This window comes from Fibrisoma montanum (genome assembly GCF_003583365.1).
Taxonomy (GTDB): domain Bacteria; phylum Bacteroidota; class Bacteroidia; order Cytophagales; family Spirosomataceae; genus Fibrisoma; species Fibrisoma montanum.
On the sequence record NZ_QXED01000005.1, the window covers coordinates 541,177 to 553,050 of the forward strand.

General features: G+C 56.8%; 8 protein-coding genes. 6 read left to right on the forward strand and 2 right to left on the reverse strand.

Annotated elements, in window-relative coordinates; all coding sequences use genetic code 11:
* Positions 1-162: 162 nt before the first annotated feature.
* The 6 genes from DYU11_RS19220 (at position 163) to DYU11_RS19245 (ending at position 10,697) form a co-directional block, all read left to right on the forward strand.
* Positions 163-3,240, forward strand: coding sequence for an amidohydrolase family protein (locus tag DYU11_RS19220; RefSeq protein ID WP_119669322.1), 3,078 nt, complete (start codon positions 163-165; stop codon positions 3,238-3,240).
* Positions 3,241-3,303: 63 nt separating this feature from the next.
* Positions 3,304-4,611, forward strand: a complete 1,308-nt coding sequence (locus tag DYU11_RS19225; protein WP_119669323.1) for an amidohydrolase family protein — start codon at positions 3,304-3,306, stop codon at positions 4,609-4,611.
* A 166-nt stretch (positions 4,612-4,777) separates the two neighbouring features.
* Entirely contained in the window at positions 4,778-5,728 is a 951-nt protein-coding gene (gene corA, locus DYU11_RS19230) for a magnesium/cobalt transporter CorA (protein ID WP_119669324.1), read from the forward strand.
* Between the two features lie 168 nt (positions 5,729-5,896).
* Positions 5,897-6,874 carry a helix-turn-helix transcriptional regulator gene (locus DYU11_RS19235; RefSeq protein WP_119669325.1) on the forward strand — a complete coding sequence of 326 codons (978 nt, stop codon included), beginning with the start codon at positions 5,897-5,899 and terminating at the stop codon, positions 6,872-6,874.
* Positions 6,875-7,056: 182 nt separating this feature from the next.
* Positions 7,057-8,361 (forward strand): vanadium-dependent haloperoxidase, encoded by a 1,305-nt coding sequence (locus tag DYU11_RS19240; protein WP_199736743.1) that lies wholly within the window; start codon positions 7,057-7,059, stop codon positions 8,359-8,361.
* Between the two features lie 128 nt (positions 8,362-8,489).
* Positions 8,490-10,697 carry a TonB-dependent receptor family protein gene (locus DYU11_RS19245; protein ID WP_119669326.1) on the forward strand — a complete coding sequence of 736 codons (2,208 nt, stop codon included), beginning with the start codon at positions 8,490-8,492 and terminating at the stop codon, positions 10,695-10,697.
* A 28-nt stretch (positions 10,698-10,725) separates the two neighbouring features.
* On the opposite strand, the gene DYU11_RS19250 is transcribed toward DYU11_RS19245, so the two are convergent.
* Both DYU11_RS19250 and DYU11_RS19255 read right to left on the reverse strand, forming a co-directional pair.
* A complete protein-coding gene (locus tag DYU11_RS19250; protein ID WP_119669327.1) occupies positions 10,726-11,412 on the reverse strand; it encodes an ATP-binding cassette domain-containing protein in 687 nt (228 codons plus the stop codon).
* Positions 11,382-11,699, reverse strand: a complete 318-nt coding sequence (locus tag DYU11_RS19255) for a hypothetical protein (RefSeq protein ID WP_119669328.1) — start codon at positions 11,697-11,699, stop codon at positions 11,382-11,384. The genes DYU11_RS19250 and DYU11_RS19255 overlap by 31 nt, the downstream gene beginning before the upstream one ends.
* Between the last annotated feature and the right edge of the window lie 175 nt (positions 11,700-11,874).

The following is an 11,874-nucleotide window of genomic DNA, read 5'->3' on the forward strand; positions in this document are numbered from 1 at the left end:
CGTTTTGGTGGCTGGTCAGGGCATGGAATATGCATACCTCTGTATTCGGCGAATCTTGGCTGGCCGGCATTTGCAAAATCTTATATTGCGATTGCGGTAATTCCTGCCTCTTTCTTCTTATTTTTGACAGTTTCGCCCCAATTTATCTTCTTACCTATATCTATGAAGAAACGTTTCCTTACGTTGCTTCTGGCGGCTGGTCTGTCTTATACAGGCTGGGCGCAGACAACGTTTCCCCGCAACGGGGTGTTCGACGAGCGGCCAGGTCTGTACGCCTTTACCAACGCCACCATCATCGTTGATCCCCAGACTACCCTCCGTAATGCAACGCTGCTGATCCGCGATGGTCGGGTCGATGCCGTCGGATCCAACGTGAATCTGCCCGCCGGTACGGTCGTGACCGATCTGAAAGGCAAGTCAATTTATCCCGCTCTGATTGATCTGGACTCAGACTACGGTATGCCGGAGGTACGGCGCGAGCCCCGCAACTTCGGCGCTCCTCCGCAGTATGAATCCAACAAGAAAGGTGCCTATTACTGGAATCAGGCCATACAGCCCGAGAATGACGCCAGTCTGCTGTTCAAAGCCAACAGTGCCAAAGCCGACGAACTTCGTAAAATCGGTTTTGGGGTTGTGCTGACGCATAACCACGACGGCATTGCCCGGGGTTCGGGGGCGCTGGTAACCCTGGCCGACGACCGCGAAAATACGCTTGTGCTGAAACCGAACGTAACGGCTCACTACTCGTTCAGCAAAGGCAGTTCGGGGCAAACGTACCCCAACTCGATGATGGGCTCCATTGCGCTGCTCCGGCAGGCACTCTACGATGCCGACTGGTACAAGCGTGGGGGAAACCGGGAGCAGGCCAACCTGTCGCTGGATGCGTTCAGTCGGCTGGCGGGCCTGCCGACGTTCTTCGACGCCGGTGACAAGCTGGGGGTGCTGCGGGCCGATAAACTCGGCGATGAATTTGGGACGCAGTACGTAATTCGGGGCGGTGGCGATGAGTACCAGCGCATCGATGAGATCAAGGCGACCGGGGCTGCGCTGATCGTGCCGGTCAATTTCCCCCAGGCCTTCGACGTGGAAGACCCCTGGGATGCCGACAACGTATCGCTCGCCGAGCTGAAGCACTGGGAAATGGCCCCGATGAATGCCGCCCGGGTGGCGGGGGCGAACATCCCCTTCGCGCTGACTACCGCTGGTCTGCGGGATAAGAAAGAGTTCTGGGCAAACGTCCGGAAGGCCATCGAGAACGGTTTGTCCGAAGAAAAAGCCCTCGAAGCCCTGACGGTGGCCCCCGCCCGGCTGGTCAAGGCCGACGATATGCTGGGGACCCTGCAGAAAGGCCGGGTCGCGAACTTCATCATCACCTCGGGCAGCCTGTTCAGCCCCGACGTGGTCATCTACGAAAACTGGATTCGCGGCAAACAGTACGTCATCGGCAACAAGGACGCGGCCGACCTCCGCGGAACCTGGCAACTGACCGTTGGCGACCGGTCGAATCTGAAACTGAACATTACGGGCAAATCGGCCGATAAGCTGGATTATCAGATCATGGCCGATACGACCAAGATTACGCCGAAGGTATCAATCAGTAACGATCTGATTACCATGCAGGTGCCGCTGGACAAGCGATCCGGCACGACGCGCCTGACCGGCTACCGCACCTCGCCGACAAACCTTCGGGGGGATGGCGAATCGCCCGATGGCAAACGCATCACGTGGTCGGCGGACCGTACCGCCGACGCGCCAACCTCAGCAACCGCTACCGCGGCTGCGTCGTCGACGGCTACGTCGCCCGTGGCAACGACCGCCAGTGCAACCGTACTGTATCCGTTTGTCGGTATGGGGAATCCGCAGAAGCCAAAGACCCAGACGATGCTGATTAAAAACGCGACGGTCTGGACGAACGAAAAAGACGGCGTGATGCAGGGAGCCGACGTGCTGGTGCGCGATGGTAAGATTGCGCAGGTAGGCAAGAACCTGACCGCGCCCGCCGGAGCGAACGTAATCGACGGGACGGGCAAACACCTGACCAACGGGATCATCGACGAGCATTCGCACATTGCCCTGTTCTCGATCAATGAAGGTGGTCAGTCCAGCTCGGCGGAGGTTCGCATGGCCGACGTAATCGATTCGGAAGATGTCAACATCTATCGGCAGCTGGCCGGGGGCGTTACGTCGTCGCAGCTGCTGCATGGTTCGGCCAACGCCATCGGTGGCCAGTCGGCGCTCGTGAAACTCAAGTGGGGCGAATCGCCGGAAGGGCTGCTGATCAAAGGGGCGGATGGCTTTATCAAATTTGCCCTCGGCGAAAACGTCAAGCAGGCGAACTACCCGAACCCGAACGTACTGAGCCGCTTCCCGCAGTCGCGGATGGGCGTGGAGCAGATTTACATGGACCACTTCACCCGCGCCCGCGAATACGACAAAGCCTGGGCGGCTTACAACAAACTGCCGGCTAAGGACAAAGCGAAAGCGACACCCCCGCGCCGGGACATTGAGCTGGATGCGCTGGCCGAAATCCTGAACGCCAAACGCTTCATTACGTGCCACTCCTACGTACAGTCGGAGATCAACATGCTCCTGCACGTTGCCGATTCGCTGGGCTTCAAAGTCAATACGTTCACGCACATTCTGGAAGGCTACAAAGTGGCCGACAAGATGGCGAAACACGGGGCGGGCGGATCATCCTTCGCCGACTGGTGGGCCTACAAAATGGAGGTAAAAGACGCCATTCCGTATAATGCGGCTCTGATGCACCGCCAGGGCATTACCGTATCGATCAACTCCGACGATGCTGAAATGGCCCGCCGACTGAATCAGGAAGCCGCCAAAGCGGTCGAATATGGGGGGATTTCCGAAGAAGATGCCTGGAAAATGGTGACGCTGAACCCGGCCAAACTCCTCCACCTCGACAACCGGCTCGGCAGCATCCGGGCGGGTAAGGATGCTGATCTGGTGCTGTGGAATGCCAATCCGCTCGCCATCTACGCCCGGCCGGAAAAGACCATCATCGACGGCGCCGTTTACTTCGACCTCCAGGCCGAAGACCGTAAACACGAGGAACTGCAGAAAGAACGCGCCCGACTGATCCAGAAAATGCTGACGGCGAAGTCGGGTGGAGCGCAGACCCAGCGCCCGAATTTCCGGCGGCAGCGGATGTGGCACTGCGAGGACGTTGAAGGCGTAATGGCGGAGGGTGAAGAACAGGAACAGGCTGAAACCCAGAAGTAGACGACCGGGCAACGGCAACCGCTGCGGAATCGCTGCTGCCTCTGCGTTTAAACACATACTGACATGAAACAGACATTTTTAACCATACTCGCTTTCGCGGCCATCACGCTGGCGAACGCCCAGAATCCGGCTCCGGCCAAGCCCCAGGAGCGGGCTGTTGCCCTGACCGGCGCGACGATTCACGTCGGCAATGGGCAGGTGATTCAGAACGGAACTATTGTTTTTGATAAGGGCGTAATCACGGCGGTGGGCAACGGCGATACGCCGACCGCCGGGGCCGAGGTCATCAGCGTCGCCGGTAAGCACGTGTATCCCGGTTTGATTTCGCCCGCGTCGCTGGTGGGCCTGCAGGAGGTTTCGGCCGTGCGTTCAACGGTCGATTCGCGGGAGATCGGCGTCCTGAACCCCAACGTCCGGGCCCTGATTGCCTACAACACCGACTCCGAAGTCATTCCGACCATTCGCAACAACGGTATTCTGCTGACGCAGGCTATGCCATTAGGCGGTACTGTATCGGGGTGTTCGTCGATCATGCATACCGACGGCTGGAACTGGGAGGATGCCGTACTGAAAAAAGACGACGGTATGTGGCTGAACTGGCCGGGCTATTTCGCGCGTAGTTTCAACATGGAAGACTTCTCGGTGTCGCTGCGAAAGAACGACAACCGGAGCAAGGCCATCGACGCGCTACAGGCCACGTTTGCTGATGCGAAGGCCTACGCGGCTATCAAGAACCCCGAGCCGATGAACCTGAAGCTGGAGGCCATGCGGGGGCTGTTTACCGGAGCCGCCAACCTGTACATCCGGGCCGATTTCGGGAAGGATATTATCGAATCAGTGAAGTTTGCCAAGTCGTTTGGTATCCCGAAGGTGGTGATCGTGGGTGGCGAAGAAGCCCACCGGGCCGTTGACTTTTTGAAGGAAAACAACGTACCCGTGATTCTGAGCGCGCTGCACCGCCTGCCCAACCGGCAGGACGAAGACGTGGACCTGCCGTACCGGATGCCGGGCATTTTGCAGAAGGCGGGTATTCTGGTAGCGCTGAGCTACGCCGACGAGTGGTGGCGGACCCGTAACCTGGCGTTCCTGGCAGGTACGGCCGTCGGGTTTGGTGTCGGCGATCGCGAGGAGGCTTTGAAGATGATCACATCCAACACCGCCAAAATTCTCGGGGTTGACAAGCAGGTCGGTACGCTTGAAAAAGGCAAACACGCCACTCTGTTTGTCTCAAAAGGCGACGCGCTCGACATGCGGACCAACGTAATCGAACACGCGTTCATCCAGGGCCGTCACGTCAATCTGGACGATAAGCACAAGCGGCTGTACAACATATACCGCGAAAAGTATAATCAGCCAATGCAGGGGAAGTAGCCGCCCCGGTTTGAGCCGACAACGTATATGTGAAAAATTAAGGACTGAACCTAGGGTACGTGAGCGGGCCGATTTTTGATCGGCCCGTTTTTTTTTGAACTTTGCGGCCGGAGATACGGCTTCATCCGTACATCTATTACCTATCGTAAAATCGGGTTGCTCAACCATGATTCGCATCTTTCAGCAAGACGAAACCGCCGTTCGAAAAATCCGTGACATCGATTCGTTCTCGAACACAGAGCGAACGCTGTGGGTGGATCTGCAAAACCCGACATCAGGTGAGATCAAGAGCGTTGAAGAAAAGTTTGACGTTGATTTTCTGAGCCAGCAGGAGCAGGCCGAGATTGAAAGCAGTTCGCGGTACATCGAGGAGGACGATTTCCTGATTGCCAACTCCAACTTCATGATTCCGCACCAGGACGAAGGCTATATCAACGTACCGGTGAGCTTCATTCTGAAAGACGATACGCTGTTTACCTACCGCAATGCTGACCTGAAGTCGTTTGCCGATACGGTGCGGAGGATCAAATCGAAGCGGGCGACGTTTAAAGACGGCGGACAGATTATGATCACCATTTTCGAATCCCGGATCGACGCCGATGCCGACCTGGTCGAAGCTGTATCCAGAGAGGTCAAAGCGATTAATCGCCAACTGGATCTGGATTCGAATCTGGACCGCGACATGCTGCTGCAAATCAACGAATATCAGGAGCTGACCATGACCATCCGCGAGAACGTGGTGGACAAGCAGCGGGTGATCTCGTCCATGATCCGGTCCGACGGCTGGTTCACCGACGACGAACAGCTTCGCTTGCGGGCGCTCATCAAAGACATTAACTCGCTCATCGACCACACTAACTTCATCTTCGAGCGGCTGGAATTTCTGCAGAATACCTACCTCGGTCTGATCGACCTGGAGCAGAACCGGGTCGTTAAAATCTTCACGGTTGTGTCGCTGATTTTCCTGCCGCCAACGCTCCTGGCGAGTATGTGGGGGATGAACTTCGATGCCATGCCCGAACTGCACTGGTCGCTGGGCTACCCCACGGCCATTGCCGCCATGATCCTGTCGTCGGTCGGGACGTGGTACATCTTCAAACGCAAGAACTGGCTGTAGGGATTCAGCCCCTGAGCGGTTACCGTTCGATTGATAAGCCGCTGATACATAGACCGGTTAATAAGCCCTTTTAAGAAGGAAGCGTCTGCCCGATTTATCTTTGAGGAGCAACCGGGCCGGCGAAGGTCGACTGGTTGCGTAGTGTACCGGTTATTTCCTGCCTGACACATGGTAACCACGGAAGAGATTGAACACACCCTCGGGGAAGTTTACCGCCTGGCCAAGGCAACATCGGTTCATATCGAACAGCCGGACCTGGCTCGCATCAGGGTTGGCGTCGAAGAACTAAGCGGAGCCAAACTGTTTCATAACCAAATCACTACCGAAAACGGTCGTCTGATTGTTCCCGCCCGGCGACCTGAGTCGGCGATGATCATGTATTTCCAGCTTGGAGGCAAATGTACGTTCAATCTGAACCATCAGTATAAGGTGCCCGAGCGCCATCATTGCCTCTGTTATTTGCCGGTATTTCAGTCCGATTTTATCGTTGGTGAACATAAATCATTCCACGGCCTGTCGATCCAGTTCAAGCCGGACGAAGTGGCCGCGCAACTGCTCGAAGAAGGTATGTCAGACGACGATTGGCTGCGCTTACTGGGAGATAGCGATCAGCCGTTTTCGACCGTCAGGGAAAGCCGCCCAATAAGCCTGAACATGCAGTCGACGGTGCATCAACTGCTCAATTGCCCGTACAAAGGCAAATTCGGACAGACGTACAAAGACGCGCTTATCCGGCTGATGCTCGTTGAGCAGTTGATTGTTTTTCGGCAGGATCGGCAAGCGATGGCCGTAGTAACCGATACGAAACTGAGTCGTCGGGATATCGATACGTTGCAGGCGGTGAAGACGTACCTCGACCAGCACTATCTCGATGAGCTGTCGCTGGAGAAGATAGTCAAACTCTTTGGCCTGAACACCTTCAAGCTCAAGTACGGGTTCAGGAAACTGTTCGATACGTCGGTGATGCGCTACATCGACGACCAGAAAATGGCCTACGCCCGCCGGTTGCTGCTCGATGAGAAGCAGGAGGTCTGGACCGTAGCTGATCAACTGGGCTACAACCATTACACCAACTTCAGTACGGCTTTCAAGCGTCGGTTTGGCTACTCACCCGCTCAGCTCAAAGAACAGGCAGTCGTGTCATAACAGAACGCCCCGCACCAGTTGCAAACCGCCCCACCGGACGTCCGGTGGGGCGGTTTGTTTTTCAGGCTATCCGGCCCGTATCAGGAAATACCTTTCGCATAGGTGCTAATCCGTTTCGCATATCCGGCACCCGGACAAGGGGCTGCAACTTTGTCCCGTAAACCAAACACTAGTTGATCACAATGAAAAAGTTAAACATGTTCACTATCCTCTTCAGCGTTCTGCTGCTGTTGGCCTGTAAGTTTTCAAATGGCGTAGATCCCTCGGCTGATGGGAAAAAACCGCTGCTGGCCAACTACTCAAATCAGGTCATTCTGGATTGGAATCAGATGGCTTACCAGGCAATGGGCGGACCGGCGTATCAGCACAGTTTGCTGGCATCGCGGATCAATGCAATGGTTCACCTGGCCATGCACGACGCCCTGAACAGCATCGCTCCGGCTTACCAGACGTATGCGTTCTTCCGCGAGGAGCGTGACGCCGAACCGATCGCAGCAGCCGCGTCGGCCGCCCATGCGGTGCTGACGGCTTCTTTCCCGGACAAAAAAGCTATGCTGGATTCGGCTTTGACGCAGTCGCTGGCCAAGGTGCCAACCGGCGACCGGCTCAACCGGGGTATTGCGCTGGGTAAAGAAGCCGCCGGTGCTATTTTGGCCAAACGCCAGAACGACGGAGCCCTGCAGGATCCAATCGCCGTAATTGACCCCACGGCTCAGCCGGGCGAGTACCAGGTTGTAACTCCATTCAACTTCATCTTTGCCCCGTTCTGGAAACAGATGCAGCCGTTTGGACTGACCGCGCCCAACCAGTTCCGCGTGGGACCGCAACCGGCGCTGATCAGCCAGGAATACGCCAGGGATTTTGAGGAGGTGAAAACCGTTGGTATGAAAGACAGCAAAACGCGCACGGCCGATCAGACGGCTTACGGCAAGTTCTGGTACGAGTTTTCGGAGGCTGGCTGGAACCGGGTTGCCCGCGCGGCCTTATCCGGTCGCAAACTGGATCTGCTGGCTACCGCACGGCTCTTTGCTCTGGTCAACATGGCACTGGCGGATGCCTACACGGCCGGTTGGGAATCGAAGTTTTACTACAATTTCTGGCGGCCATTGACGGCTATTCAAAAAGCCGAAACTGACGGTAATGACATGACGAGCGCCGATGCAAGCTGGGAACCGTTGTTGCCGACGCCACCGGTACAGGACTATCCGTCGACGCACAGTGCCCTTGGCAATGCTGCGGCCACGGTGTTGGCAAACGTTCTGGGAGATAAAACCGGCTTCTCGATGAACTCTCCCACGGCTGACCCGGCTACCCCAACGCGTAGCTTCAGAAGCTTCAGCCAGGCGGCCCAGGAGAACGCTGACTCTCGGGTGCGGATAGGGATTCACTTCCGGTTCTCCTGTGATGCGGGTCTGGATATGGGCGGTAAAATCGGTCAGTGGACGGTAGATAACCACCTGAAGCCTAAAGTAACCGCCATCAGGTAAGCCCTTTGCCGCACGGGTTGACTCATCCGGTACGTAGTGAAGTGGCCGGATGAGTCAATGGGTAAGCCGGGTAACGCTTTCAGTATACCATCACATCAGGATCAACCGCATAGTCCTCTTTACCACTCATGATACGAATACCAGTCTACTTTGTCTTCCTTATCCTGGTGAGCACAAATCCGACCAGAATCTTTGCTCAGTCGGATACCGCCCGTAGTCAGCCGACAATCCGAACCCAATTCCTGGAGCCAGTGACGATCCGGCAGCCGCGCTTCCGTTCGGTTGAATCATTACCCGATGTCTACGGTACCTACCTGATGGCCGGGAAGCGGAGTGAGGTGATTCGATTGGCCAGTTTTGACGTAAACGTGGCTGAGAAAACCGGTCGGCAAATTTTTGCCCGCATCCCCGGTGTGTTCGTCTACGATATGGACGGCACCGGCAACCAGATCAACATCGCCACGCGGGGCCTGGACCCTCACCGCTCCTGGGAATTGAACGTCCGCCAGAACGGCATCGTCACCAACTCGGACCTCTACGGGTATCCCGCCAGCCACTACTCCCCGCCGTTGGAAAGCATCGACCGGGTCGAGCTGGTTCGGGGTACGACTTCGCTGCAGTACGGGTCACAGTTTGGTGGCATGATTAACTACGTCACCAAGGGCGCCGACACAACCCGAGCGATTGGCGTCGAGACGATCACTTCGGTAGGGTCGTATGGGGTACGGAGCACGTACAACGCCCTGGGGGGGCGGATCGGCAAATGGACGTATTATGTGTACGATTACCGGCGTCATTCGGACGGGTACCGACAGAACAGCCGCTCCGACGCCCAGGCACAGTTTGCCAGTCTACACTACCAGGCTTCCAATCGGCTGCGGCTGCGGGCCGAACTGGGCCGGTCCACCTACCGCTACCAGATACCGGGTCCGTTGACCGACTCGATGTTTGTGCAGAACCCACGCCAGTCTACGCGCAGCCGCAATTATTTCAGTCCCGACATCTGGGTACCGTCGTTGCGGCTCGACTGGCAGCTAACCGACCGAACGCAGCTTGTCTGGACCACGTCGGCCCTGCTGGGCACGCGCAGCAGTGTTCAGTTTGATGCCTTCGCGACCGTAGCGGATGCCATTGACCCGCAAACGGGTCAGTACAAGCCGCGTCAGGTGGACATCGACCGCTTCAACAGTTATACGTCCGAACTCCGGCTGCTGCACCGCTACGCTCTCCTGAACCGGGAGGCTGCACTGGCAATTGGGGTTCAGGGCATCAACAACGATTTGCACCGGCGACAGTTGGGACTGGGTTCCACCGGTACCGACTATGACCTGACTTTAGCGGAGGGGACGGGCTGGGGACGCGATCTGCATTTCCGAACGCGGAACGTAGCTGTGTTTGCCGAAAACCAGCTTCGGCTAACGTCCCGATTTACGGTTTCGGCGGGCATACGGGCCGAGAACGGAGCGAGCCGGATGAGCGGTACGATCCGCTACTACGCGCCGGCCGACGTTCCTAATACCATCGCGCACCGGTTTGTGCTGGCGGGCGTCAATGCGCAGTACCGGTTCAATGATGCGGTACGTATCTACGGTGGCTGGTCGCAGGCGTATCGGCCGGTTCTCTTCAAAGATATCATTCCGGCTTCGGTGTACGAACGGGTTGCGCCAACTCTGAAGGATGCCACCGGTTTCAATGCTGAACTTGGCATCGAAGGCCACTGGCAGGCGCTACGAATACACGTAACGCTGTTCGACCTGCTGTACCGAAACCGGATGGGTAATCTCGTCACGACCGACCCGGCCGGACAAAGTCTGGTGCTGCGTACGAACATCGGTGATAGCCGCAACCAGGGTGTGGAAGCGTTGGTTGAGGCCGATCTGGTCCGTACGCGTCGGATGGGCGTTCAGGTGTTTTCATCGACGGCCTATATCGACGCCCGCTACGTCAACGCGTCGCTGTCGGATGGAAAAGAAAACGCAGTTATCAACGGCAACCGGGTGGAATCCGTACCGGTCTGGACAAGCCGAAACGGCCTGGTCGTGCGTTACGGGCGGGTTCGGCTGACAACCTTGTACAGCTACGTTGGGCCGACCGTTTCTGACGCCCTCAATACACGCGTACCGACGGCGAACGGTGCCAGGGGACCCGTGCCGGCCTACAGTCTGTGGGACGTTACGGTAAGCTGTCGCCTAAATCGCCATGTGCTCATTCGGGGCAGCCTGAATAACCTGCTGAACCGGCCGTATTTCACCAAACGGCCGACGTTCTACCCTGGGCCGGGCATCTGGCCGTCCGACGGCCGTAGTGGCGTGGTTACGGTTGGCTTCACGGTGTAAGGGTTCAGGCGTTTCCGGATGCCGTCGCTTACCGCAGGTAGCCTACGTCTTTTAACTGCTGTTCGGGCTCCGTCAGCCGGACCGTACGCCCGCCCGAGGTCAGGACATACACCGTGTCGCTTATGTCCAGTACGTCGCGGTAGTAATGATCGGTCAGCAGGATGCCCTTCTGCTGCTTGACCGTATTGATCAGGCCTTTGAGCGTTTCGACATGCAGAGGCATTACGTTTGAGAACGGTTCATCAAGCAGCGCAAAGTGGGCCGGACTCGTCAGGATCAGGACGGTTTCGACCAGCCGCTGCTGCCCGCCGGATAACCGGTCGAACCGCTGCGGAAACGTACTGGTCAGTTCCGGAAAAAACGCAGTAGCCTGGGCCACTGCAGAACCGTACAGGGCAAAAACATCTTTGACCAGCAACGTACCTGGAATGAATGATTTCTGCGGCAGAAAGGCGATTGTGTTGGGGCGCTGGTACAGTTTGTCAACGTAGCGGCCATTGATGCGAACCGAGCGGTTCTGGGCCGGGCGGGTGCCGTAAATAATTTCCAGTAACGAAGACTTGCCGTAGCCATTCCGCCCCAGCAGCCCCACCACCTGACCAGCATCCACCCGAACGTAGATATTTTGCAGAACCCGGTGCTGACCATATTCCAGCCAGATGCTATCGGCTTCCAGCCGCGCTGCTACAGGGCTACGCTCATCAGACAAATCCATAAGCCGAGACAAACAAGGTCGATCAGGTAGCTCAGTAAAGCCAGCTGACGTTCCGACCAGCCGAAATGATTGTAAAAGAAAAAGCCTTTCCCGTTGGTGGTGCGGAACAGGTACCAGATCAGCAGCTGGCTCAGAGTCCGGGTCCAGAGTAGAAACACCAGTGCTTCATTGAAAGCTTCGGACGACACGGTTGGCAGTCCGGCCAGCAGCCACAAAACCAGCGATGTGGCAGCGCTGTACACACCAATCTGTTTGTAAAGAACCCAGACGACCCGCAGCCGAACCATAGCGCCTTCTTTTCAGGAAAGATAGGCGGTTGGGAAAGACCGAAAGCAGGCTTAACAAACTTTAACAGCCTGCGTATCGCTTTGACTGGTGTAGGCAGAATTTGACCTTTTTTGTCATGCTGACGAAGGAAGCATCTTAGCGTGTGTGAGATACTTCCTTCGTCAGTATGACAAA

Coding starts and splice junctions, on each gene's coding strand:
- DYU11_RS19220 (WP_119669322.1), top strand. CDS start 163: ATGAAGAAACGTTTCCTTACGTTGCTTCTGGCGGCTGGTCTGTCTTAT.
- DYU11_RS19225 (WP_119669323.1), top strand. CDS start 3,304: ATGAAACAGACATTTTTAACCATACTCGCTTTCGCGGCCATCACGCTG.
- corA (WP_119669324.1), top strand. CDS start 4,778: ATGATTCGCATCTTTCAGCAAGACGAAACCGCCGTTCGAAAAATCCGT.
- DYU11_RS19235 (WP_119669325.1), top strand. CDS start 5,897: ATGGTAACCACGGAAGAGATTGAACACACCCTCGGGGAAGTTTACCGC.
- DYU11_RS19240 (WP_199736743.1), top strand. CDS start 7,057: ATGAAAAAGTTAAACATGTTCACTATCCTCTTCAGCGTTCTGCTGCTG.
- DYU11_RS19245 (WP_119669326.1), top strand. CDS start 8,490: ATGATACGAATACCAGTCTACTTTGTCTTCCTTATCCTGGTGAGCACA.
- DYU11_RS19250 (WP_119669327.1), bottom strand. CDS start 11,412: ATGGATTTGTCTGATGAGCGTAGCCCTGTAGCAGCGCGGCTGGAAGCC.
- DYU11_RS19255 (WP_119669328.1), bottom strand. CDS start 11,699: ATGGTTCGGCTGCGGGTCGTCTGGGTTCTTTACAAACAGATTGGTGTG.